The organism is Pantoea sp. CTOTU49201, from assembly GCF_032054795.1.
Taxonomy (GTDB): Bacteria; Pseudomonadota; Gammaproteobacteria; order Enterobacterales; family Enterobacteriaceae; genus Pantoea; species Pantoea symbiotica.
The window spans coordinates 1-4,640 of sequence record NZ_DAMBSA010000373.1; the positions used below are offsets into that span (position 1 = coordinate 1).

General features: G+C 48.4%; 5 protein-coding genes. 3 read left to right on the forward strand and 2 right to left on the reverse strand.

Annotated elements, in window-relative coordinates; all coding sequences use genetic code 11:
- Both RTY00_RS20235 and RTY00_RS20240 read right to left on the reverse strand, forming a co-directional pair.
- On the reverse strand, positions 1–1,232 hold a 1,232-nt coding region (locus RTY00_RS20235), incomplete at its 3' end, for an ABC transporter substrate-binding protein (protein WP_312665830.1).
- 159 nt (positions 1,233–1,391) lie between these two features.
- Positions 1,392–2,162: a hypothetical protein gene (locus RTY00_RS20240; protein WP_312665831.1), complete on the reverse strand. Its 771-nt coding sequence runs from the start codon at positions 2,160–2,162 to the stop codon at positions 1,392–1,394.
- 588 nt (positions 2,163–2,750) lie between these two features.
- On the opposite strand from RTY00_RS20240, the gene RTY00_RS20245 reads away from it, so the two are divergent.
- The 3 genes from RTY00_RS20245 to RTY00_RS20255 all read left to right on the forward strand — a co-directional run.
- Positions 2,751–3,548 (forward strand): fimbrial protein, encoded by a 798-nt coding sequence (locus RTY00_RS20245; protein ID WP_312665832.1) that lies wholly within the window; start codon positions 2,751–2,753, stop codon positions 3,546–3,548.
- A gap of 102 nt (positions 3,549–3,650) precedes the next feature.
- Positions 3,651–4,154 carry a CS1 type fimbrial major subunit gene (locus RTY00_RS20250; RefSeq protein ID WP_008107322.1) on the forward strand — a complete coding sequence of 168 codons (504 nt, stop codon included), beginning with the start codon at positions 3,651–3,653 and terminating at the stop codon, positions 4,152–4,154.
- Between the two features lie 223 nt (positions 4,155–4,377).
- Positions 4,378–4,640: hypothetical protein (locus tag RTY00_RS20255; protein WP_312665833.1), on the forward strand; the 263-nt coding region annotated here is incomplete at its 3' end.

The window sequence follows — 4,640 nt, forward strand, 5'->3', positions numbered from 1 at the left end:
TAATTCAGCTTGAGATCAACGCCAAGCCGCTGACGTGCCTGCGCCTGAATCGCCTGCAGCAGCACATCGCGCTGGTCACGCACCGTCGCCTGGGCCTGAATCAGCTCAATGCGCAGACGCTGGCCCTCTTTAGTGCGGAAACCTTCGCCATCACGCGTTTTCCAACCGGCTTCATCCAGCAGCTTGTTGGCCGCATCCGGATTGTTGCCGTATTTGCCCTCCAGCTCTTTGTTATAGAGCGGATCGATGGGCGACGTGATGCCCCACGCGCGGGTACGTTCGCCGCGATACACCGACTTCAGCAGCTGATCGATATCCAGACCTTGCAGTAACGCCTGACGCACTTTCACATCTTGCGTCGGGCCATATTCCACGTTGAGGAACAGCGAATAAGGCGTACCGGTGTTCAGCGCATGCTGATAGGTAAAGTCGGGATTGTCTTTAAATTCACCGGCATCGTTACCCGAAATGCCTTCAATAGCATCAACCTGACCAGACAGCAGTGCGCCAGTGCGCACCGAGGATTCCGGCAGGAAGCGATAGGTAACGCGATCGAGATACGCCGGTCCCTGATGCTTCGCGGTGGCCGGTGCCCAGTTGTATTTCGGGTTTTTAACGTAAGTCACCTGCTGACCTTTCTCATAGCTTTCGAGAATAAACGGCCCGGTGCCCGCCAGATCTTTGCCGCCCGATTTCAGCTGTGGTGATTTCCAGCTGGCCGGTGCCAAAATCTGCAAGCCCGCTGCGAAAGAAAGGAAGGGTGAGTAAACCTCTTTCAGGGTGATCACCACAGTGTGATCGTCCGGCGTTTCAATCTTCTCGATGTGCGAACCCATCAGGCACAAACTGGTGCCGGCGCAATATTGCGCGACCTGAGTTTGGCGGAAGTTCTCAGCCACCGCGTTGGCATCGAACTTCTCGCCGTTGGAGAAGGTGACGTCCTGACGCAGATTAAAGCGGATCACTTTGCCATCCTGGCTGGCCTCATAACTTTCCGCCAGCCACGGCACAAAACTGCCGTCCGGACGGCGCGCCAGCAGCGATTCCCAGAAGTTACGCAGCGTGATTTCCGCTTTGTCCTGACCATTAAGCTGCGGGTTAAAAGTGGTGGGTTCGGTTTCGACACCCACCGTTAAGCTGCCGCCGCTAACCGGTTGATCGGCGGCTACAGCATTAAACGCGTTTCCCAACAGGCTAAAACCTAATGCCAAAGCTATTGAAGTTAATTTCATATTGTCCTTGGTGATTGCAGGTAAATATTATGTATGGCCTTAATCTGGCCTGTATTAATTCCCGCTGAATTATTAAAACCCGGACAAATAAATGTAAAACGACAATAGTGGCAATCGATTTGTTGAATATGGCAATTCACCAATAAGAGAAAAAACAGATTATCGTGACATGCTCGCCGGTAGCGGAGGCACGCCCGATAAGCCGCGCAACCCGTACTCGACCATTGCCATATAGACCGCAAAATAATCCAGCGCCATTTGCATAAAGGAGAGATGCAAAATGAGCGTATTGCTGGCTTTGTCCAGCGTCAGCAACCCCGCCGCTTCAGCGTCCTGCAGACAGCGTTTGATGTGCGAACGCGATACCCCACATTTCAGTGACGCTTTCAGGTAGTTGTACTCAATAACGGTGGTTTTTTGTTGCAAACTTTCGATGTAAAGATCCATCAGCAGCATATGCCCGGCATCCCTGAAAATGAAGGCTTTACTCTCTGGCACCATATCGAATAAGTAGACATGCTTGAGGGTAATTTCAGCGTATTTTTGGAAGTATTCGGCATGGAAATTTTCCATTTTCAGGCATGCCGAAACGTCGAAATCACCATACAACATGCCGTATGGGATCATCATGGTATTAATTAAGGCGCGGGTTTCATCCAGTGCTTTGTTGGTCACCGTGTAGGTTAACTTGCGTTTATCCTGCGCATCCTTTTTAACTTCCATACGCCCACCTACACGAATAAACAGCAGAAAGGAGTCAATGGTGTTGTCGCTAATCAGGCCGGTTTTCTTACAAAAGTCTTTTACATCACGCAGCGTTGGGTTTGCTGAAGTGAAGGAGTACGCCATGATGGCGGAACCAATAATAAAGCGATTGGCTTTAAAAATGACTTTGAAATAGAGCGGCTTAGTCAGATACAGTCTGAACAACAGTTTGTAATGCTTCTGCATAACTAACGAGATGTTTTTATTTGACTTAATCTCTGCTGCGCGATGATAAATTAATGCTGTGAGTTGCTGTTTGCTTTTCATATTGCTGTGCTGTGCCTGGTTATCAATTATAAATATTTCAAAAACCACCCACCTTCTCATACGTTATTTTAAAGCCGGTTGAGAATCGGTTGATGATGCTTTTGGGAGGCATTATTTCTGAGGTTAACATTTTAAGATTAACAAGGGTCTTTTTGCCCTTCCGAGTACGATCTTACCATCAATGGGCTATTTTTTGTAAAGCCTGATTTTATTTTAAACTGATAAGACCATTTCTAAGCCTGTAAATTAATTTTTGTTTTTATAGCTATTTCATTAAGTTAGGTTGCGATATTTTGTCAAGTATTCACTTTGCAGCACAGCTTAAAAAAATTAACCACAAAAATGGACAGTGACTTAACAAAGCCCTTATGAGAACTTTCTTAACGCACGGTTATTCCGCTTGATTAAGCCACGCTGGCTTATAGCTATGCCGATTTTTACAGGGAATATCCGACAGGTTTTTAATGGATTTCATAAGGATTTATCATGGACGATTCACCGCAAAAAACGCTGCACCACGGCTTTTCATTGGGTATTTCATTCAATAATTATCTGCTAAAAAAACTCGCTTACCCTCTGATCCTCATGGGTTTTATTGCTATGCCATCAGCATCGGCAAATATGAGTGTCTATCCAATGGAAGTCACCCTGAATAATCAGGGTGCGGCGCAGGTGCAGACATTATCACAGAGCGGTGAAGCGCAGTTTATTCGCGTCAGCATCAAGCGAATTGAGCGTCCTGCGACACCGTTTGAAAAAGAAATATTGGTTGAGGATGCCGTTTCTCGCTCGCTTATCGCCACACCGGATAAGTTCGCGCTCGCTTCCGGTTCTCAACGCATCATTCGGCTGATTTCATTACAACCGCCGGAAAAAGAGACCGCCTGGCGCGTCTACTTTGAGGCCGTTGCTGCCCCGGATGAATTGAAAGATAAATCGCTGCCGAATAATAACATCAGCAATCAGGTCGGCATCAATTTAGTCTGGGGCGTGCTGGTCCATATTCCGCCGCGCAATGCCAGGTTATCGCTTAGTCCGTCCGCATCGGGCGAAGTAAAGAATTCAGGTACCGTACGCGTAGTGATTCGTGAGGTGGCGGTTTGCTCAAAACAACATATCAGCGGCAGCTGCCAGTGGAAAAAAGAACACGCCACGGTTTATCCGGATGAAACACTGCGCTTCAAAGCCTGGAGTTCAGCAGAATTAAGCGCTGCTCAGGAAGTCAGAATTAAATATGTTGATCTCAACACGCGGAATTTAGCCGAGTACGTTATCGGACAATGATCAGCACCTATTAAAGGAATAACAACCTGTTTGTTATAAAGCAGTTTACTACCCATGAGACGGTCATTTACGGCCAGTACAAGGATTTTCACGGAGCTACAAATGCAAAAATTAATCAAACCACTTGTCATCGCTGCTGCGTTAACGGCTGTATTTAATGCACAGGCGGTGCAGAAAGATATTACGGTGAATGCGAATGTCGATTCGACGGTCGATATGACCCAGGCGGACGGAACCGCATTACCGGGTACCATTAATATGCAATATATTCCGGGCCGTGGTTTGTCTACCTATTCACTGGACACCAAAATCTGGTCGAACTCGCAAACCGCCAATATTAACGTTGCGCTGGTGAGCGCTGCTCAGCTTAACAATACCGTCACCGGTACAGCGGTACCCTTGACCGTCACGCTGGGCGCGGATTTAAAACCGATTACCACCACCAACACACCGCTGACTTACGCCTCGCTGTTCCCGGCGGGTACCGCCAACGGTTCGTCAGTATTGCCACTGAAAATCTCGCAGACCACACAAGGCGTGCTGGCAACCGGTACCTATTCCGGCGTGATCAGCTTGTTAATTACTCAGGCCACCACGCAGAGCTAATTTGTCGGTATTGACTGATCAATTATTTCGGGGGGCCGCTCGCCCCTAATGCACGCCAGTTAAGCGTAAATCGGTCGCCATTAATGGCGACCCTACAGCAGTTGGCGAGGTTTTCGTAGGGTGCGCATTCATGCGCGCCTGCTTACATAGGCAATATATTGCTTAAGTGAGCGGCATTAGGCAGATCGCCCCCCTTATTATTCTTTTTCAGCAGGATGCTGTAATGAAGGTCAATATTCGCGTCGTTTTAATCGCCTCTTTCATTACCCTGATCCCCTCTCTTGCACCCCGCGCTGCCACGCAGGTTCCGCCTGGTTTTGAATCGCTGGTCACCGGCCAGAAGCTGTGGGTCAACCTTTCTGTTTATGGGCAATCGCTCGGCCTGTTTGAAGCCTCTGTCTCGCTTGATACCGTCACGTTCTTAAAACCGCATCAGGTTGCGCGGGCGGTGATGCAGCATTATCAAAAGGATCCGCAGCAGGAAAA